General features: G+C 52.1%; 14 protein-coding genes. 9 read left to right on the top strand and 5 right to left on the bottom strand.

All coding sequences use genetic code 11. From position 1 onward, the window contains the following. Positions 1 to 8 precede the first annotated feature (8 nt). From GS398_RS11875 to GS398_RS11855, 5 genes are all read left to right on the top strand, one after another. Positions 9 to 1,889 (top strand): RagB/SusD family nutrient uptake outer membrane protein, encoded by a 1,881-nt coding sequence (locus GS398_RS11875; protein WP_160906966.1) that lies wholly within the window; start codon positions 9 to 11, stop codon positions 1,887 to 1,889. A gap of 87 nt (positions 1,890 to 1,976) precedes the next feature. Next, a complete protein-coding gene (locus GS398_RS11870; RefSeq protein WP_160906965.1) occupies positions 1,977 to 3,884 on the top strand; it encodes an ulvan lysase-like protein in 1,908 nt (635 codons plus the stop codon). Positions 3,885 to 4,139: 255 nt separating this feature from the next. After that, entirely contained in the window at positions 4,140 to 5,000 is an 861-nt protein-coding gene (locus GS398_RS11865; RefSeq protein ID WP_160906964.1) for an alpha/beta hydrolase, read from the top strand. A 361-nt stretch (positions 5,001 to 5,361) separates the two neighbouring features. Further along, a complete protein-coding gene (locus tag GS398_RS11860; protein WP_160906963.1) occupies positions 5,362 to 6,027 on the top strand; it encodes a GDSL-type esterase/lipase family protein in 666 nt (221 codons plus the stop codon). A 351-nt stretch (positions 6,028 to 6,378) separates the two neighbouring features. Continuing rightward, positions 6,379 to 7,101: an SGNH/GDSL hydrolase family protein gene (locus GS398_RS11855; protein ID WP_160906962.1), complete on the top strand. Its 723-nt coding sequence runs from the start codon at positions 6,379 to 6,381 to the stop codon at positions 7,099 to 7,101. Between the two features lie 33 nt (positions 7,102 to 7,134). Here the strand turns inward: GS398_RS11855 and GS398_RS11850 are convergent, their stop codons facing one another. From GS398_RS11850 to tgt, 5 genes are all read right to left on the bottom strand, one after another. Beyond that, the gene (locus GS398_RS11850) at positions 7,135 to 7,404 is read right to left on the bottom strand and encodes a hypothetical protein (RefSeq protein ID WP_160906961.1); all 270 of its coding nucleotides are present in this window, start codon (positions 7,402 to 7,404) and stop codon (positions 7,135 to 7,137) included. Positions 7,405 to 7,412: 8 nt separating this feature from the next. Next, entirely contained in the window at positions 7,413 to 10,265 is a 2,853-nt protein-coding gene (locus GS398_RS11845) for a TolB family protein (protein ID WP_160906960.1), read from the bottom strand. A gap of 221 nt (positions 10,266 to 10,486) precedes the next feature. Beyond that, entirely contained in the window at positions 10,487 to 11,380 is an 894-nt protein-coding gene (locus tag GS398_RS11840) for a DMT family transporter (protein ID WP_160906959.1), read from the bottom strand. Beyond that, positions 11,377 to 12,456, bottom strand: a complete 1,080-nt coding sequence (locus tag GS398_RS11835; RefSeq protein ID WP_202406028.1) for an LptF/LptG family permease — start codon at positions 12,454 to 12,456, stop codon at positions 11,377 to 11,379. Before GS398_RS11835 ends, GS398_RS11840 begins: the two co-directional genes overlap by 4 nt. Before the next feature lie 142 nt (positions 12,457 to 12,598). Further along, on the bottom strand, positions 12,599 to 13,729 hold the full coding sequence (gene tgt / locus GS398_RS11830) for a tRNA guanosine(34) transglycosylase Tgt (RefSeq protein WP_160906958.1): 1,131 nt from the start codon (positions 13,727 to 13,729) through the stop codon (positions 12,599 to 12,601). Between the two features lie 235 nt (positions 13,730 to 13,964). Between tgt and GS398_RS11825 the strand changes: the two genes are divergently transcribed. From GS398_RS11825 to GS398_RS11810, 4 genes are read left to right on the top strand one after another with little or no spacing between them, the layout of a single operon-like run. Further along, positions 13,965 to 15,080: a glycosyltransferase gene (locus tag GS398_RS11825; RefSeq protein WP_202406027.1), complete on the top strand. Its 1,116-nt coding sequence runs from the start codon at positions 13,965 to 13,967 to the stop codon at positions 15,078 to 15,080. Then, positions 15,071 to 15,676 (top strand): RNA polymerase sigma factor, encoded by a 606-nt coding sequence (locus GS398_RS11820; RefSeq protein ID WP_160906957.1) that lies wholly within the window; start codon positions 15,071 to 15,073, stop codon positions 15,674 to 15,676. Before GS398_RS11825 ends, GS398_RS11820 begins: the two co-directional genes overlap by 10 nt. Then, the gene (rsmG, locus tag GS398_RS11815; RefSeq protein ID WP_160906956.1) at positions 15,673 to 16,299 is read left to right on the top strand and encodes a 16S rRNA (guanine(527)-N(7))-methyltransferase RsmG; all 627 of its coding nucleotides are present in this window, start codon (positions 15,673 to 15,675) and stop codon (positions 16,297 to 16,299) included. The genes GS398_RS11820 and rsmG overlap by 4 nt, the downstream gene beginning before the upstream one ends. Before the next feature lie 53 nt (positions 16,300 to 16,352). Beyond that, positions 16,353 to 17,768 carry a dihydrolipoamide acetyltransferase family protein gene (locus GS398_RS11810; RefSeq protein ID WP_160906955.1) on the top strand — a complete coding sequence of 472 codons (1,416 nt, stop codon included), beginning with the start codon at positions 16,353 to 16,355 and terminating at the stop codon, positions 17,766 to 17,768. Positions 17,769 to 17,775 lie beyond the last annotated feature (7 nt).

Here is a 17,775-nt window from a genome sequence, read left to right as displayed (position 1 = left end):
GAACAGACATGAAGATCAATCATAAATTAATTATCATGAGTTCCGTGGCGGTACTGCTGTCGGCGAACGCGTGTAAAAAAGACTATTTAGACAACAACGCGCTTTCGAAATACGAGCCTGCGGCGTCGCTAACTACCCCTGCCGCGATGAAAGCCGCCCTCGCCGGCGCCGGTTTAACTACCCGCGGCGAATTCTTCGGAGATATGGCGCCAATTGTTACCGAATCTATCTTTTCTGATGTGGCGGTTGACGGTACCACCGATAAATCTACACAGGCCCAGGATATGATCAGCCGCGTGACTCCCGAAGCAGAGCTGGATAACCCGGATTATAACCGCATCGGTTACTACTGGACGAACTTTTTTAGGGGCATACGCCAGGCCAATACGGTGATCTCTAATATCGACGTGCCAACCTATGCCAACGCAGCGGAGAAAAACTCCATCCTGGGGTCGGCTTATTTCTTCCGCGCGTATTTTTACTACCGGTTAGTACACCAGTTCGGCGATGTGCCGCTGCTGTTAAGCGACCTGGATGCGCCGAAAGACGACTTTTATTCCACTAAACGTGAGGTGATCCTCACCAAAATGAAAGCAGACCTCGAGTTTGCGCAGGCAAACGTAACTGACGTAGCCAACAGGGGTGAAGTAACCAAAGGAGCGATCAGCCACCTCCTCACTAAAGTGAACCTGGCATTGGGCAAATTTGACGATGCGATCGCTTCCGCCAGCAGCGTGATCGGCGGAACTACCTATTCACTGATGCGTACACGTTTCGGCAGTACGGCCGGCGATGCTTCAAAGAACGTGATATGGGACCTTCACCGTATGGATAACAAAGCCATCGCAGCTAACAAGGAAACTCTTTACCTGGTGATCGACCGGGAGGCATTTGTGAGCAGTTCGACCGGAAGCGGCTCGCAGGTAATGCGTAACTGCGTACCGATGTGGCACCTGAACTTACTCAGAACGCCGTCCGGCGCTAACCAGGCCATCACCGATGCGGTAACCGCCGAGATCCCGCTTACACTGATGTATGGCCGCGGCATCGGACGCTACCGCGGTACGCCTTATGCCACTAAATATATCTGGACAGACAATACCGATTATCGCCATGCGAAAGGCATGTGGATGGATATGACAGACCTGGTATACAACAACCCGGCGCTCAAAACCTCTACCAATCCAACTGAAAAGGCACTTTACGGGCAACCGTTGGTGCAATACAATTCGACTACGGTAAATAACATGTTTACCAACAAATCGCTCGATACGATCCGTCACTGGTTCGGATGGCCGCATTACAAAACCTTTATCAACTCCACCAACGCGTTGGCGGTAGATAAATGGTGGTCGCCGCCAAGAGGTACCAATACTGACTGGTATGTGTTCCGTTTAGCGGAAACCTACCTGCTGCGTGCGGAAGCCTACGTCTGGAAAGGCGAGCTGGCTTTGGCCATGGCGGATATCAACCAGGTCCGGACACGCGCAAACGCTGCGCCGCTGACCGATGCCTCGAAAGTTAATATCAGCACTATTCTCGATGAGCGTGCACGCGAGCTTTATTACGAAGAGCCCCGCAAAAGCGAGCTGACCCGTATTGCTTACATCTTTGCATCGACCGGTAAAACGGCTCCGAACGGTAAAACCTATTCGCTTGCTACGTTCTCAGACAACAACTATATGTACGATCGCATTATTGAAAAGAACGAATTCTACCGGGATAAGGTTCCTACCGTGAGTGGCGTGAGATTCCAGATCGCACCGTACCACGTATTATGGCCGGTTCCGGCAAGCGCCCAGCGGTTCAATACCAACGGACGTATCAACCAGAACAAAGGATATACAGGCTATGAACTTAACGTTCCTGCCTTAGACAAGCTCCCTTAGTTAGTTAGTTAGTTAGTACAATGGCGAGGCCTCATTCAATTGAATGGGGCCTTTTTTATAACTTACATTCATTCGTATAAACGCTATATGAAGCAGATCCAAACCCGCCGAGATTTTATTCGCACCACCGCCATAGCAGGCGCCGCTGCCGGTTTTCAATTACCGGATTGTTTTGCCGCTATACCGACTGCCGCGTCGTCGCCGCTATACGCACTCAGCAAATCGCTGGTTGAACAATGGGCTAAGGCGTTGCTAGCGCTGCAGGTTACCGATGCTGCCCGTGACGCCGATTATGGAGGTATCTGGTGCCCCGCCAATAAACTGGTGCATGGCCGTGTGGCCGATAGCATCTATCCCTTCGCTTATATGGCCGCAAAAACCAGCGACAGCCGTTACCTCGACGCTTCGGTATTACTGTATCGCTGGATGGAGCGCCGCGTAAGCCAGGACGACGGGTCATGGCTTAACGAACCGGTAAAGGGATCGTGGAAAGGGACGACCGTGTTCACCATCATTGCCTTTTGCGAGACACTGAAGAACCATGGCGCCATACTCGACCCATCCTTTAAAAAGGAGATGGAAGACCGCCTGCGGAAGGCCGGCGAATATGTGTACGATACATTTTCGATCGATTACGGAAATATCAACTACCCCATCTCGGCATCGTACGCGCTCACACTCCTCGGCACGCTGTTGGATATACCTAAATACCGGGAAAAGGGGAAGATGCTTGCCAAACAAACCCTGCCCTTTTTTACGAAAGAGGGATTCCTCTACGGGGAAGGAAGGCCTTACGACCAACCGAGTAAAAAGGGTTGTTTTTCCGTTGATCTTGGCTATAACGTAGAAGAGTCGCTCCCCTCGCTGGTTTTGTACGGCCTGTTTACCGGGGACGAAGAAGTGCTCGCCGCCGCCACCCGCTCGCTTCAAACCCATATGGAATTTATGCTGCCCGATGGGGGATGGGACAATAGCTGGGGAACCCGCAACTATAAATGGACGTACTGGGGCAGTCGTACTTCGGATGGTTGCCAGCCCGCTTATGCCTTGCTGGCAGACCGTGATCCGCGGTTCTATAAAGCGGCACTGCGTAATACGGAGCTGCTGCGGCAATGTACAGACGGGGGGCTGCTGTATGGCGGCCCGCATTATCGTTCGCACCAGGTACCGCCCAGTGTGCACCATACGTTCTGCCACATCAAGGCACTTACTACTATTCTGGATCATGGCAATGCCGAAAAGAAATATGATCTCCCGAAGATTGTTCTTCCCCGCGAAAAAGTTTACGGCGGGCGATTTTTTAACGACATCCAGACCTGCCTGGTCTCAACCGGTAAATTCCGCGCAACCGTAACCGGCTACGACCGCGAATACCACCCCGACCAGAATGGTCACGCATCCGGCGGCGCACTTTCCATGTTATGGCATGAGCACGCCGGCCCGATCCTGGCGGCGAGTATGACGGATTATACGTTGATTGAAGCCGGCAACATGCAGGCAGATAACGACCCGCTGAGCATGCCGCTTACACCAAGGCTGGAGTGGCGAACCGATCACAACACGTACAGGAATATAAGCGATCTGCAGGCGGTTGTGAGCGACAGCAACGAAAAGGGAAAAGTAATGGTGAAAACACGTTCGCGCCTCGTGGACAAAGCCCAAAAGGATCCGTCGACCGGTCCGGTACATTGCGAAGTGAGCTATATGTTTTCTGCGGAAAAAGTAGTCATTACTTTCACACACGATCAGCCGGAGAACCGGGAGATCAGGCTGATCTTACCGGTGATCTCACGCGCAGATGAAACGGTCCGGGTGTTATCCGACCGGAAGATCACCGTTAAAAAAGCAAGGTCAACCGTAACCATCTTATCAGACCAGTTGTTGACCCGGCTGCCCGTTACGCAGCAAAGATTGTTTAATTTCGTGCCCGGCCTGGAGGCGGTGCCAATATCCGCCGGCGGCGGTAAGATTACGATAGAGATCCTGGTAAGTTAATACGGGGTCGACGAACTTGCCCTATTGACCGGCATTATCGCCGGGTGATGCCTTACGACCCTGCTCATATACCCGGTATTGGATGAAACGCCGTTAGGTGGCGGTCGCCATTCCCGCCATTATGGCTTATTTTTTAAGCGGACCTGGTGACATAATTAGGACACCCAAAAACAGCAATCGCGGATTTTTAGAAAATAAAGATGCGAATTTCGTGAAAGCTTACGATCTTTCGTAGAATTAACTAACCAAACCGCAATGAAACGATTCTCCTTTCTCACAGTATACGCGTTGATTACCTGTTCTGTATTCGCGCAAAGCGGAAAAGTGTATGACAACCTCACAGTGCCAAGTAAGCTGTTAAAGATGGAGCGCAAATACGCCGTTTACCTGCCACCCGATTACGAAACTTCTGGACGCAGCTACCCGGTACTTTACTTGCTGCATGGCGCCGGCGATGACCAGACCGGTTGGGTGCAATTTGGCGAGGTGCTTAACATCACCGACCGCGCCATCGCCGAAGGAAAGGCTACGCCTATGATCATTGTGATGCCCGATGGGAATACCGGCCGCCGCGGTTACTTTAACGATCCCAAAGGCGACTGGAATTACGAGGATTTTTTCTTCACGGAATTTATGCCCACCATTGAGAAAAAATACCGCATCAGGGGCGAGAAGCGGTTCCGCGCGATCTCAGGCCTTTCCATGGGCGGCGGCGGTACTTTCGTGTATGCCCTTCACCACCCGGAGCTGTTTTCGTCTGCTTGTCCGCTAAGTGCCGCAACCGGTCCGCTTACGCTGGATGAGGCCCGCCGTAACATTACCCGAACCCTGCCCGCTGCCACGGATACCCTTGTTACCGGGTACTATAACCTCCATAGCGTAGTGGCCATGATGAATAACATGCCCGATGTTCAGAAAAAGGCCGTTCGCTGGTTTATCGATATCGGCGACGATGATTTCCTGTACGAGGGTAATGACCTGGTACACATCGCCATGCGGAAGAAAGAGATTCCGCACGAGTTCCGTATCCGCGAAGGTGGCCACACCTGGACCTACTGGCGCGGCTCACTTCCCGTGGTGCTGGAGTTCGTGTCGCAGGGGTTCCATCAGTATTGATGGCGCTTTCTGTCAGCGTGTCATCCTGAGCCTGCCGAAGTAACTGACACCCGGGATACAGGTAAAATGGCTACATCCAACGACCCGTACCCCCTGGGAATCCTTCGTTTTTTTTCGGGAATACGGTGCGGTTACTTTTCGTACATTTACGTTTCCGGCTAACGAACAGGAAGGAGCTACCATGATACTTAATAACGTCTGCCAGGTAAAAAGACCCCGACGGGGAGGCCGGGAAGATACTGGAGCAGGTTTACTATGGTAAGAAATTTTAACTGGTACCGATAGCTGACCACCCAAAACCGATTTAACCACGTTCACCATAATTACCACAGACCCAACCGGAAAACTGACAACTGACAATATGCTTACACCAAGATCACTATTCCCAATCGTATTCTTACTTGTATTTTCCGCGCAAGCCTATGGCCAGCAATCTCCCCGCTTTTCCGAAGATGTAAAGATCATTAAGGCATACGATAAGCTTTTTGAGCCGCCGGCTGACCCGATCCTGTTTGTCGGCAGCTCCTCCATCCGCAAGTGGACGCGGTTGGAACAGGTTTTCGGCGCTTATAACGTCATCAACCGGGGCGTGGGCGGAACCGTTACCAACGAGATTACCGGTTTTGCAAAAGATATCATCTTCCCGTACAATCCCCGGCAGATCGTGATCTACGTAGGCGAAAACGATGTGGTGAACGAACAGGCGTCTGCCGACACGATCTTTAACCGCTTTAAGGTGCTGTATGCTACCATCCGCCAGCAAATGCCGGTGGTGCCCATCGTATACATTTCCTTAAAACCAAGCCCTTCACGCGAAAAGTTCGTGGAGAAGACCAAAGCCGTAAACAAACTGATCAAAACCTATCTTGCGGCCGAGAAGAATACCGCGTTTGTAGATGTATTCAGCAAAATGCTGGATAAGAACGGGAAAATGCGCCCGGAACTGTTCGTTAGCGACATGCTGCACATGAAACCGGAGGGCTATATGATCTGGGAAAAGGCGGTGAGGCCGTACTTGTTGAAGTAGCCATTAGCCAATAACTATCGGGGCACATGATGAGCGCGTAGCCGTAGCTATCGCCCGCCGATGCACAGCAGCCGGTGAATACGTCCACCTGTATATCCCGGAGATTAATATTAACCCTTGCCTTGTTTGGCTTTACGGTATATATGCTCACCGGCGAAGTACGCTTCTACCACAATTTTATTTATGTTTGACCCTTTATACAGGATCGGTGATCGGCCCGTGGCATAGCGAATTGCGTTTCGGATCCGCGGGGAAGAATGAGGAAAAGGATAAGGCAGCTTAAAAATGCTCCTGTGCCACAGCCGCGCATGTATAGAAGTAATTAAATGACTAACCATCCCGGAATCGCTAATGAAGCTCAAGCTCTTATTTCCCGCGTTAATGCTGTTCGCTAGCGCTTACGCGCAGCAAGGTACACCGGTCGTCCAGGCGCCAGCCGCCAAAGAAGATTTTAAGGACGACTGGGCAGACCTGAACCACTATTCAAAAGAAAATAAATTGTTAGGCGACCCGAAAACGGGGGAGAAGCGCGTGGTGTTCCTGGGGAGCTCCATCTTTGAAAACTGGAAGAAAATGGTGCCGGAGTTTTTCGCAGGAAGGCCTTACATCAACCGCGGGGTGAGCGGCCAGATCTCGCCGCAGCTGCTTATCCGTTTCCGCCAGGATGTGATCGACCTGAAACCCAAAGCGGTGATCATCCTCGCAGGAAGTAACGATATTTCCGGCAGTACCGGGCACGTTACCAACGAGACCATTATGAATAACATCCGTTCCATGGTGCAGCTGGCCAAAGCCAACAAGATCAAAGTGATTCTCTGCGCATACCTCCCTGTGTTCGATTATCCCTGGCGGAAAGGGATCGAACCGGCGGGTAAGATCATGTCGCTGAACAAAGAGATCATCGCGTATGCGAAAAAGAACAAATTGGTGCTGCTGGATTATTTCACCCCCCTGGTGGACGACAGAAATGGCCAGAAGGCCGAATTGACCCTGGATGGCGTGCATCCGAACGTGGCGGGATATGCCATTATGGCTCCGGTTACGGAGGCGGCAATTGCGAAAGCGTTGAAATAATCACCACATAACACGCAGGTCCCGGTCACCCAACTATTTGATATATTCTTCGTCTTCAGCACTAAGCTCTTTCCGTTCGACGGGGCTGCCTTCCAAGCTGGTGTTTTCCACTGGTTTCTTCTTCCTTGGCCTTCCCAGGATAAACCCGAAGACCAGCCCGAGCCCGAACATCGTACCCAGCACGGCGAGCTTTTGTACATACCTGTCGCCGAAGATCCAGAACTTTACCTCGTCGGTATTTTTCATCAGGATGATGGTGACCAGTACGGTGACAATAACCAGGAAGATATATTTCGGTTTCATGAGCGGAGCTAGTAGTTATAGGTGAATCCGGCATCTAATATCGTTTTTTTGCCGCTTGCCGCATCCGAGAAAATGATTTTGGTGCTGAACGAGAAGTCGGGAAGATAAAACCGGAGCAGGTTCATGTCGGCCCTCACCTCGGCGCCGAACGTGCGTGGCGCAAAGCGGTTGCCGTGCCCTGCGTTCTCGAAATCGGCGAAAAAGCCCCCGGTGAAGCGCTTGATATAGGCCAGCGGACCGATCTCCCAGTCGGGATAGAAAAGCGGCATCCGGTAAGCCGTTAACAGTGTATTGTGCACGGCGCCCGCCGGAGGCAGGTTGCTGTAACCGCTTACCCGCGGGATATCGTTCGTCATGTCGTAATTGCCCGAGCCTTCCTGGTAGTTGAAAGATGCCTGCAGCGAGTGGTTGAGGAACAGGCCCGGGAAAAAGAACGTGCTCTTAAAGGTAAGCAACTCGCCCTGCAGCTGGTTCTCGAAAGGAAAGTGCCGGTATTGAACCGACATGTTCTGGCCCCAGCGCGGCGCCAGGTCACGTGCGCTCCGCTGGGTGTTCATGCTTTCGTAAAACCGGTAAGACATCGGGAACTTCAGCCGGGTGACTACATTTCCGGGCCGGTTCTCGAACCCGTAACGGGTAACGTACGACGTAGACACCTCGAAGCCCGTGCCGTACGTTTTGTTGAGCCGGTTAAATACCAACGGGATCTTCATGGTGGCTTCCCACGCATTTTCGCGCCAGCTTACCGGCACATCCGGCAGCGGGGAAGTAGGCAGCCGTTTCACGTACGTGAAGCGGGCACGGTTGAGGTAACTGAGGTCGAACACCGGGAACAGTCGCGACCAGGTGAGGCCGGCCAGGTATTCGCTCCTGCCGAGCGCGTTGTTGTATTGGTAACCGACGTACGCGCCGAGCGTGTTCAGCTTGTTGTTTGACTGAAGCTTGAGCCCGTAGTTGTTGTCGTTGAAATAGTCATTCTCTTCCGCGATGGGTACCAGGCTGTGAAAATAGAACAGGTTGGCAAATTCCCGGTAGGGTTTTGACGGGTAGTTCACAGCCGGGATGCTATCGAACACATCGCGGTTGCCTTCCTGCTTCGCTACCGGCTCTATGTAGGGAAGCACTTCACTGCCCGGCGCCGGGCGACTGCCGGAAAGTTCAGCCGCGCTAATGGCGGCGGCATTGTAACCCGATGGCTGGTAATCATTGAATAATACCCGGTTCGTGGCAGCGTCGTAAGAAGGATTATAAGCGCCGTAGGGCGATGATGTGACCTGCAGGGTACTCCTGCCAGGATCGAGCAGCATCAGGTTGTCTGTGCCGTTATTTTGTCCTTTGTAAAGGATCTTGTTTTCTATGTACACCGGCTTGGAGATCAATTGCAGCAGGTAAGGCATCAGCATAGTGAATTTCCCGGTATTGCAGTCGAGCTCGTACAGCGTCTTGCCTTTCCCGGAAACGCCGGTCACCACTACCTTTTGCCCGCTGGCATGCCACGACGGGTTTTGCAGCATGTCATTCCCCGGGCTGGGAAATTCGCGGAGCGTTTTCCCGTTTCGGTCCATCTCTACCAGCGAGATCACGTTGGCATACGAAACCGCCACCGCGATGATCGTTTGACCGTCGGGCGAAACGTTCGGTGCAAACAGCCGCGTTTTATGGGTAAGCTGCCGTTTGGCGCCGGTAGCGGGATCATAGCTCATGACCACGTTAAAGGAGCGCTTATGGAACCGGGCATCGAAACGGAATTCATCCCACACATACAAACCGGCCGCGTACCTGAAATACGGCTCCTCCTGGATCCCGATCCGCACGAGGGTGGTTTCTTTGCCGGCGCTGCCGAGCAGGACGATGGCGGGTACCTGGCCGACACCCCGCCGGAGCACGGCTGTTTTGCCGGGCGCAACGGCCACCGGCATCAGGTAATTGAGCTCGGCCCGCGTGCGCCGTTTATTGATAGGGGCGTAGGGGGCAACGCCCGCGGCAACCTGTTGTTGTTTCCATAGACCGGTGAGTTCCGCGACGGTAGAGTCATGCAGCTGCCGCGTATTCATGCCCGTAAGTTTCTTGATGGAGCGGCTCAGGCGGTAGGGCAGGAAAGGCGCGCGGGCCACCCGGCTGAGGATGCTGTCCATAATACGGGGGCCATAATCGCGCCGCAGTTTAGCAGTCATAAAATAACCGAGCGGGTAGTAGCCGGGAGTATTATCGGTAAGCGAGCCGAGGTAGTTTTTCGAGTAGCTGAACCGGCGTCCGCTGAGCAGGTTTGCGCGGAACGGAAGGTCGAACTCCGCCTGTCTCCCGCGCCCAGCGTGGGTAAGCGCGGTCTCGGTTACCACGGCATCCCCTTCGTAAAACCAGGGGGGTAAGGTGATACCGAAAATGGCCAGTCCGAGGCTTTCCAGGGGCGCCTTAAAACCGCCCGCCAGCTTGTCGAATTGCACTACGTGGCGGAGCTCATGAACGGCCAGGCTATTGAGCCAATCCTGGTAATCGAACTCTTGCGAAGGGATGGTAAAAAACTCCGAACGGCGCGGCGCCAACTGTACGAAACCGTTGGAAGTGGTGCCCTGGTTTTGCAGGATCACGGTGATCTTTCGCGGGACTTTATGATAAGAGCGGCTCACTTTTTCGATGATCGCGGTAAGCGTATTGGCCATGCGGCGGGCCTCGCTCTCCAACCCGGCGGGATACACGACCTGGAAGTTTTTGGTATTCAGCTGCCGCCATTCCAGGGAAGGAGGATTTTGGGATTCGTCGAATAACTGTGAAAATGCCTTCTGGAAAGTTAAGGTTAATATTATCGTAAGCAAGTATTTGATCGATAACGTTTTATAGTTATAAATGCTGGCTCTTTTCATGGAATGCTAAAAAATATAGTACTAATCGGTCTCCTGGCGCTTCATTACTTGAATCTACACTTGTATTGATATTAAATAATCCACTGGTTTACAGCATCATATTAATATATTTTAATTCGTGTGAAGTACAGGTAATTATTAAAAATAAGCCGTAACTTACTGGAATAAATGTAGGAAAAAAGTTTTATGCCGGAAGGTATACGTTGACGTTTGGCGGTTCCTCACCTACCCGCCCTTCCTCTTCCCATCTTATTTTTCACTACCGGGTAGAGGAATATGGCGCCCAGGATCATCACCGATCCGCCATAAAAGCCGGCGGTCATCTGCTCTCTTTTTCCGAAGAAAAGAAAGGCCAGTATGATGCCGTATACCGGCTCTAAATTGGTGATGAGGGCTACCCGGAAAGCCGACAAAAACTTCATCACAGAAACGCCCGCCACGTATGCGACGGAAGTGCACAGGATGCCCAGAATAAGCAGGTAAAAGAGGTCCGAAAGACGCAGCCGCATCTCCTGGTTAAAATTTCCGGAGACCGCCAGGTACAATGAAATCCATATCCATGCGCCAAATAATTCATAGAACCCGATGATGGGCGCCGGGCGGTTTTGCACCTGCCTGGAGTTGATGATGGAGAACAGGCTGGCACAAACCGCGCTGGCCAGGCCGCAGATAATTCCGGTGGTGTATTGCGACTCGAAAGTAAAGATGAGACAGATCCCGGCTATGATCATCAGCCCGGTGAAAATCTCCAGCGGCGAGATCTTCTTACGGTTAATGATGGGCTCGAAAATAGCCGTAAACAGGGTGATGCTGGACAGGCACACCAGCGTTACCGATACCGTGGACGACTTGATGGCCTGGAAAAAAAGGATCCAGTGCAGCCCCACGACGGCTCCGGTAAAGAACAGCTTGAAGAACACTTCGCGGGAAACCCGGATATCGGTTTTCTTCCACTTAAAATAGACGAACAGGGTAACGAAAGCGATCAGTACGCGATACCAGACAAGGTGCGCCGCTGAAACGGATATGAGCGCTCCCAGCACACCGGTAAAGCCCCATACCAGTACTGTAATGTGCAGGATAAGCAGGTCTGTTTTAATCTGCTTATTGGTCATTTGGGCGCCTGCTTGATGAGGTACGTGCCTAAAGCACCGAACAGGATGTTAGGGATGAATACGGCGATCAACGGCGACAGCCCGCCTTTGAGCGAGAACATCGTGGTGAACTGGATAGACAGGATGTAGGCAAAGCTAAGGAAGATCCCGATGCCCAGCGGCAGCCCGATCCCGCCTCTTACCTTGCGGGAAGAAAGCGCCACGCCCATCAGCGTGAGTACGAATGCCGACAGCGGGTACACAAAACGCTTATATTTCTCCAGCTCCATATTTACCATCAGGCCGGTGCCGCGCAGCTTTTCCTTGTTCATCCGGTCGTTCAGCTCCTTCATGGTCATCGCCTGGAAGATGTTATCATAGGCTTCGAAATCGCCCGGGCGCATGTCCAGCACGGTGTCTTTAGCGGCGCCGTTGCTCATCTTTTCGTGCAGGCCGTCTATTTTTCGTATGGTGTATGTAGAGAGCTTCCACACATGTTTCAGCGAATCCCAGGCCACCTGGTCGGCCATTAACCGTTCCTTCATCTCGTCGCCCTTAAACTTCTCCATGGTAAAGCGGTAGCCTACTTTGCGGTTATTGTCGAAACTTTCAACATACACATAGGTGTTTTTATCGAGCTGCATATGTGTTTCCCGCTTGGTATTATCGGGGTTGGGATTGATATATACATTTTCGAAATCGACCTTCCAGCGATTGGTCCTGGGTATCACGTAGATATTGAAAAATAAGGTTACCAGGAAGATCACCAGCGACGATATAAAATAAGGGTAGAGGAACCGGTTAAAGGTAACGCCGCTGCTCAGGATGGGGACGATCTCCGTCTGGTCGGCCATTTTCGCGGTAAAAAAGATCACCGCGATAAAGTTGATCAGCGGCGAGAGCATGTTCAGGTAAAACGGGATCAGGCCTGCGTAGTACTGTGTTACGATGCTCGAGAGCGGCGCGTGGTGTTTCAGGAAATCGTCGAGCTTCTCCGAAACGTCAAATATCACGATCACCACGGTAAATATCGCCATAGTGAATGCGAAGGTACCGAGGTATTTTTTGATGATGTACCAGTCGATGATGCGGATCATGTTGTTGCGGTATGGTTCGACGTTTTACGCCTGGTTAGGTTAACTAACGGGTTTCCTGGTTATTTATGTTTATCGTTACATGTTTTTACGCACAGGCTGTTACGTATTTTGGCGGCACGCCCAACCTTTATCGTTCAACCTCCTACAATCTTTGCGCGAGCGTCACTACCATTTTCTGTTTCCATTCATAAAACGTGCCGTCAATGATCCGTTCTCGCGCCTCGCGGACCAGCCACAAATAAAAATGCAGGTTGTGCAAGGTAGCGATTTGGGCGCCTAAAATCTCTTTTGAATGGATGAGGTGGCGCAGGTAGGATTTGGAATAGGCGAGATCGGCGAAGAGGTCGCTTTCGGCATCGACGGGGCTGAAATCGTTCTTCCATTTTTCGTTGCGGATGTTGATGATCCCGTCCCGGGTGAAGAGCATGCCGTTACGGGCGTTGCGTGTGGGCATTACACAGTCGAACATATCGATGCCGAGGGCGATATTTTCGAGAATATTCACCGGTGTTCCTACCCCCATCAGGTAACGGGGTTTGGATTCGGGTAAGATGCCGCAAACCAGCTCGGTCATGGCGTACATTTCCTCGGCAGGTTCACCTACCGAAAGACCACCGATGGCATTCCCTTCGCGCCCGAAGGAGGCGATGGTTTCGGCCGATTTTATCCGGAGGTCCTTGTACGTGGAGCCCTGTACGATGGGAAACAGCGCCTGGTCGTAACCGTATTTTGGCGTGGTTTCGTCGAACCTGTCGCAGCAGCGTTTCAGCCAGCGGTGCGTCATTTCCATCGACTTCCGGGCGTACCCGTATTCGCACGGGTAGGGGGTGCACTCGTCGAACGCCATAACGATGTCGGCACCGATGACGCGCTGGATATCCATTACATATTCGGGCGTGAACAGGTGTTTGGACCCGTCTATATGCGACCTGAAAGTAACCCCTTCCTCTTTGATCTTGCGCACGTCGGTGAGGGAATACACCTGGTAGCCGCCGCTGTCGGTAAGGATGGGCCCTTGCCAGCCGTTAAATTTATGCAGACCGCCCGCCTGCTCAAGGGTATCGAGCCCCGGGCGTAAATATAAATGATAGGTATTTCCTAAGATGATCCGGGCCTCAATATCATCCTTCAGTTCGCGCTGATGTACCGCTTTTACCGATCCTGCGGTGCCGACCGGCATAAAGATAGGCGTTTGTATGGTTCCGTGTGCGGTAACGATCTCGCCTGCACGTGCCTTCGAGAACTTATCTGAAGAATGTAAACTAAATTTCATCTGGTGCGCAAAAATAAGAAAATAACCAGCGGCGCCGTGCTCAATTTTTTATCAACATTCATGCGTACGGTCGGGTTAAAAATGCCAACTTTGTTTTTTTGCAGCTAGCTGCTGCCCATTGATAGTTAAGCGCTGTCAGCGGTCAGCTGCCAGCTGGTTAACGTAACGATCCCGATCAGTAAACACAACAGGGCTGGTAGCTGATAGCTGACAGCTGATAGCCGGATAAGACATTTTGGATTACCTTCTCATTGCCATCTTCATTCTCTTCCAGGTAACCTTCCTGGTGCAATTATATTTTATCCTGGTGATCCACCAGAAACTGCGTGCTAAAGCTCCTGCGGAGCCGCTGTTCGAATCGGTGCTGCCGGTTTCGGTGATTATTTGCGCCCGTAACGAGGATGCCAACCTGCAGGCAAACCTGCCCCTGGTGCTGGAGCAGCGGTATGACGATTTTGAAGTGGTGGTGGTGAATGATTGCTCATCCGACGAGTCGGAAATGACCTTAAAAGCGTTCACTGAGCGGTACCCGCAGCTGCGCGTGGTAACCATTGACGAGCACAAACGCTATAAGCATGGTAAGAAATTCGCGGTAACGCTGGGCATTAAAGCGGCCCGGTACGACCATTTACTGTTTACGGATGCCGATTGCAAGCCGGCATCGCCCAACTGGATCGCGCTGATGGCTTCGAAGTTTCGCCATGGGGAAAGTATCGTGCTGGGCTACTCGCCGTACATGGCCGAGGGTGGTTTTCTGAACAGGCTGATCCGTTTCGAAACCTGGTATACAGCCATGAATTACCTGTCGTTTTCGCTGGCCGGTAATCCTTATATGGGAGTGGGCCGTAACCTCGCTTATACCAAATCGCTGTTCTTTAAAGGGAAAGGCTTTGCATCGCATATGCATATCCAGTCGGGCGACGACGATCTTTTTGTGAACCAGCACGCAAACGGGCTTAATACAGTGATCGAGATCAGCCCGGATGCGCATACTTGGAGCGAACCTAAGCATTCATTCAGCGCGCTGATGCGCCAGAAGATCAGGCACCAGGGCGCTGGCGGTGCTTACCGGCGTGAGCATAAACGCATCCTGGCTGCACAGGCGGCTTCCGGTTTGCTGTTCTATGTTTCGCTGGCCTGCCTGATCGTGCTGAAAGCACAATGGTGGGTTCTGCTCCCGGTATACGCCGTGCGCTTGCTGGCGCAGTTATGGGTATATCTCCCGGTATTTAAAAAGCTGAGATACAGCGACCTGGCCTGGTGGTTGCCATTATTTGATTTAATTTATTATTTTTATCTATTCGCGCTCACTTTCATATCCCTATTTAAGAAGAAAATTCAATGGAAATAAATCCGAATTTTTCAGAGAATGCGAAAAATGATTTTAACCTCGTACTGCGTGCCAAAGAAGGCGATCAGCGGGCGTATGCCGAGCTGATGCAGCGCTACAAGGACGCCATTTACTTCATGGCGCTCAAAATGCTGAATAATAAAGACGATGCCATGGACCTGGCGGTAGAAACTTTCGGAAAGGCCTTCGAAAACCTCGATAAATATAAACCCGACTTCGCCTTCAGCACCTGGCTGTTCCGCATCGCCACCAATAGCTGCATCGACTTTATCAGGAAGAAAAAGCTGAACGTGGTTTCATTGAACACGATGGTGGACGATGACGGCGACGATCGTCCGCTGCAGATCAAATCAGACTCACTGAATCCCGAAGAAAGCTCCATCCGCAAGCAGCAAAGCAAGCAGCTCAAAATGATCGTAGACAACCTGCCGCAGCGCTACCGTAACCTGATCGTCCTGCGTTATTATAACGAACTTTCGTACGAGGAGATCGCCCGGCAGCTCGACCTGCCGCTGGGCACCATTAAGGCGCAGCTTTTCAGGGCACGCAGCCTGCTGTATCATATTATGGACCGAAAACGAAAAATTGAGCTGTGACCACTGATCTCATCTATTCTTATTTCCCTGACCTTACTACCCATCAAAAGGACCAGTTTACCGAGTTAAATGCGCACTACCGTCACTGGAACGCCCAGATTAACGTGGTATCGCGTAAAGATATCGACAGCCTGTACCTGCACCATATTCTTCATTCGCTGGCCATCGCCAAAGTGATCAGTTTCCTGCCGGGCGAGAAGGTGCTCGACGTAGGTACCGGCGGCGGATTTCCGGGCATCCCGCTGGCTATTCTTTTCCCGGAGACAAACTTTCACCTGGTAGATTCTATCGGCAAAAAGATCAAGGTGGTGAATGGTGTGGCAGGCGGCGTGGGGCTGGGCAACCTGGTGGCAACACATGCCCGCGCTGAGCAGATCAACGATAAGTTCAACTTCGTTGTTTCGCGGGCCGTTACACAATTGAAGGAGTTTTATCCCTGGATAAAGGGCAAGTTCCTAAAGGATTCGCGCAACACCCTGCAAAACGGCATCCTGTACCTGAAGGGCGGCGACCTTTCGCAGGAGATCCTGGAATCCGGGCTGCAGGCAACGCTGATCCCTGTTTCCGACTTCTTTAAAGAGGAACACTTTAATACCAAATACGTGGTATATATTCCACAGTAATAGCTAGCGAGGCTAAAAATCATTAATTTTGTTTTTTCTAACCAAACACATCCATGGCACAAATTGAATTACTACTTCCAAAAATGGGCGAAAGCGTTGCCGAAGCGACCGTGATCAAATGGTTGAAGAAACCCGGCGATATGATCAGCGAGGACGAAGCGGTATTGGAGATCGCCACAGATAAGGTAGATTCAGAAGTGCCTTCTCCCGTTAGCGGTCGTTTGATAAGCCAGTTATATAAAGAAGAGGAGGTGGTGCAGGTAGGCGACGTGATCGCACTGATAGAAACGGCAGCAGCAGCAGCAACACCAGCCGGGGGAGACACGGTGGGCGAAAATGCACCCGCGGTCGAACCGGTCGAACCGGGAATCCCGTTGGAGGACATTTTTCCGGGCATGGACATGCTCAGTCAGGCGCAACCCGAGCCCGGGAAACGGGAAACAACTGCCGCAGCACCCGCAACGGTGTCCGGCAGGTTTTACTCACCATTGGTGAAAAGTATTGCAGCCGAAGAAGGTATTTCACCCGAAGAGCTTGAAAAGATCACCGGAAGCGGCTCTGAAGGACGATTGACCAAGGAAGACCTCCTGGGCTATGTAAAGAACAGGAAACCCGGCGCAGAAACCGCGGGCCCCGGAGCCCTGAATGAAGCGTCGAAAGCCGAAGAGCCTGCTCCAGCCCCGTCAAAAGAAGCTGAAGCTCTTAAAACAGGTGTAAACAAGCCGTCAGCCGGCAGCCAACAGCCGCCGCCCGCAACCGGCAACATCGAGATCATCGAAATGGACCGCATGCGCCGCCTCATCTCCGACCACATGGTGATGAGCAAGCAAACCTCGCCGCACGTAACCTCGTTCGTGGAGGCCGACGTAACGAATATTGTGAAATGGCGCGATCGCGTGAAGAACAGCTTTGAAAAACGCGAGGGACAGAAGATCACGTTTACGCCCATCTTTATCGAAGCGGTAGCGAAAGCCATCAGGGATATGCCGATGATCAACGTGTCGGTAGACGGCACGAAGATCATCAGGAAACGCGATATCAACATCGGTATGGCTACTGCGCTGCCTTCGGGTAACCTGATCGTCCCGGTGATCAGGAACGCGGACTTCCTGAGCCTCGTCGGCCTCACCAAAACCGTGAACGACCTGGCCAACCGCGCCCGTAACAATAAGCTGCAGCCCGACGAAGTAAAAGACGGTACCTTTACCATCACCAATGTGGGTACCTTTGGCAATGTGATGGGCACCCCCATCATTAACCAGCCCCAGGTAGCTATCCTCGCCATCGGCGTGATCAAGAAAAAGCCCGCGGTAATAGAAACCCCCGACGGTGATATGATCGCTATCCGTCATATGACCTATCTTTCGCTGTCTTATGACCACCGCGTGGTCGACGGTGCGCTGGGCGGCTCCTTCCTGAGAAGGATAGCGGATTATTTGGAGGGGTGGAATGCGGGCCGGGAGTTTTAATCAACCC

It is taken from the genome of Hufsiella ginkgonis (assembly GCF_009834915.1).
Classification (GTDB): domain Bacteria; phylum Bacteroidota; class Bacteroidia; order Sphingobacteriales; family Sphingobacteriaceae; genus Hufsiella; species Hufsiella ginkgonis.
The sequence above is the reverse complement of the archived record's forward strand: the minus strand, read 5'-3'. Positions and strand labels throughout refer to the sequence as shown.

What these genes read in the sequence shown, in the direction of transcription:
- GS398_RS11845 (WP_160906960.1), bottom strand. Translation starts at nt 10,265, where the DNA reads ATGAAAAGAGCCAGCATTTATAACTATAAAACGTTATCGATCAAATAC.
- tgt (WP_160906958.1), bottom strand. Translation starts at nt 13,729, where the DNA reads ATGAAATTTAGTTTACATTCTTCAGATAAGTTCTCGAAGGCACGTGCA.
- GS398_RS11875 (WP_160906966.1), top strand. Translation starts at nt 9, where the DNA reads ATGAAGATCAATCATAAATTAATTATCATGAGTTCCGTGGCGGTACTG.
- GS398_RS11855 (WP_160906962.1), top strand. Translation starts at nt 6,379, where the DNA reads ATGAAGCTCAAGCTCTTATTTCCCGCGTTAATGCTGTTCGCTAGCGCT.
- GS398_RS11810 (WP_160906955.1), top strand. Translation starts at nt 16,353, where the DNA reads ATGGCACAAATTGAATTACTACTTCCAAAAATGGGCGAAAGCGTTGCC.
- GS398_RS11820 (WP_160906957.1), top strand. Translation starts at nt 15,071, where the DNA reads ATGGAAATAAATCCGAATTTTTCAGAGAATGCGAAAAATGATTTTAAC.
- GS398_RS11840 (WP_160906959.1), bottom strand. Translation starts at nt 11,380, where the DNA reads ATGACCAATAAGCAGATTAAAACAGACCTGCTTATCCTGCACATTACA.
- GS398_RS11860 (WP_160906963.1), top strand. Translation starts at nt 5,362, where the DNA reads ATGCTTACACCAAGATCACTATTCCCAATCGTATTCTTACTTGTATTT.
- GS398_RS11835 (WP_202406028.1), bottom strand. Translation starts at nt 12,456, where the DNA reads ATGATCCGCATCATCGACTGGTACATCATCAAAAAATACCTCGGTACC.
- GS398_RS11865 (WP_160906964.1), top strand. Translation starts at nt 4,140, where the DNA reads ATGAAACGATTCTCCTTTCTCACAGTATACGCGTTGATTACCTGTTCT.
- GS398_RS11870 (WP_160906965.1), top strand. Translation starts at nt 1,977, where the DNA reads ATGAAGCAGATCCAAACCCGCCGAGATTTTATTCGCACCACCGCCATA.
- GS398_RS11850 (WP_160906961.1), bottom strand. Translation starts at nt 7,404, where the DNA reads ATGAAACCGAAATATATCTTCCTGGTTATTGTCACCGTACTGGTCACC.